Below are 1,621 nucleotides of genomic sequence, written 5' to 3'. Positions count from 1 at the left end.
GGGCCAGAGGGGCAGGAACCCGCCGCGGCCGGCCCGCGCCCCGCGCGCGCGGCGCGGCGGGCCCCGCGGGCCGGGCCGGCCGGGGCCGCCGGCCCCGGGCGCGCGCCCCCCCCCCCCCCCCCCGGGCCCGGGCCTCGGCCCACAAAAAACGGGCCGGTCCGTGGGGGGGGGTACGGACCGGCCCGAGGGGGGGGTTCCACCATAACCCTTCGTAAGTGCCGGCGCGCGCCACGCCACTCCATCATTACTCTCCGCATATGCCAGACTTCGCTGCGGGCAGGCTCCACCCCACGTCGGCGCCGACTCCGGGGCGCGTTCCGGGCCCGTTATCGACCTCCGTATCGAGGGGTCGCCGGGCGCCGCCGCCTTGACGCCGCCGGCCGCAGAAGAGGACAGGAGCTGACTTCCAAGGGCACTAGCTTCGACGCATGACGACACGATCCCCTGAGCCCGCACCGGCGTCGGCACCCGTGACCTGGGCCGGGGCGAACGCCCGGCGGCTGGCCCGCCAGCGCCTCCACCCGGACGCCGCCGCCACGTCGCCCTTCGCCGCCCCCGGCGAGGCGGTGGCCGCGATGCTCGGGGCGCACGCCCAGGTCCTGTCGGCGGCCGAGCTGTCCGTGGGGCTGCGCGGGGACGGGCTGACCCGCATGGACGTCCGTACGGCCCTGTGGAGCGACCGGAGTCTGGTCAAGACGTTCGGGCCGCGCGGCACGGTCCACCTGCTGCCGACGGCGGACCTGCCGCTGTGGACCGGGGCCCTGTCCGCCGTGCCGACGGGCCCGAACCCCTTCCCCAAGGACGCCCGGATGACCCCGGACCAGGTGGAGGCGGTCGTCGCGGCGATCGGGGAGGCGCTGACCGGGGCGGAGCTGACGATCGACGAGCTGTCCGACGAGGTCGTCGCGCGGACCGGGCCGTGGGCCGGCGACCTGGTGATGCCCGGGTTCCAGGCGATGTGGCCGCGCTGGCGGCAGGTCCTGCACCTGGCGGGCCACCGGGGCGCCCTCGCCTACGCCCCGAACCGGGGCCGGAAGGCGACGTACACGAACCCCGGGTGCACCCCGCTGCCGGGCGCCGGGGCGCTGCCGGCCCTGATCGAGCGGTACCTGTACGCGTACGGGCCGGCCACCCCCGCGCACTTCGCCCGCTGGCTCGCGGCGCCGAAGCGCTGGGCGGCCGAGCAGTTCGCCGCGCTGGCCGGGGCGGGGGCGATCGAGGAGGTGACGTTCGCGGAGGAGGGCCCTGCGTGGGTGGTCGCGGGCGACACGGACTTCCCGGACGCGGAGGCACGGGGCGTGCGCCTGCTCCCGTACTTCGACGCGTTCGCCATCGCCTCGTGGCCCCGGGAGCGGCTGTTCCCGGGGGCGGCGTACGAACGGGCCCTCGGGGGCGGGCAGGCGGGGAACTTCCCGGTGCTGCTGGTGGACGGCGTGGTGGCGGGCGTCTGGCATCAGCGCCGCTCGGGCCGCCGGATCGCGGTGACCGTGGAACCGCTGAAGCCGCTGTCGGCGCCCCGGTCGCGGGCGCTGGAGGAGCAGGTGGAGCGGGTCGCCACGATCATGGAGGGGACGGCGGAGCTGACGGTGGGCCGGGTGACGGTGGGGCCGCATGCGTAGGC

Annotated in this window: 1 protein-coding gene; it reads left to right on the top strand. The window is 77.2% G+C overall.

What is annotated here, in order from left to right; all coding sequences use genetic code 11:
• Window positions 1–428: 428 nt before the first annotated feature.
• Entirely contained in the window at window positions 429–1,619 is a 1,191-nt protein-coding gene (locus tag JS521_RS35570; protein ID WP_205086977.1) for a winged helix DNA-binding domain-containing protein, read from the top strand.
• Window positions 1,620–1,621: the final 2 nt, after the last annotated feature.

This window comes from Streptomyces durocortorensis, from assembly GCF_016901035.1.
In the GTDB taxonomy this organism is placed as follows: domain Bacteria; phylum Actinomycetota; class Actinomycetes; order Streptomycetales; family Streptomycetaceae; genus Streptomyces; species Streptomyces durocortorensis.
This window is presented reverse-complemented; position numbering and strand designations above follow the sequence as displayed.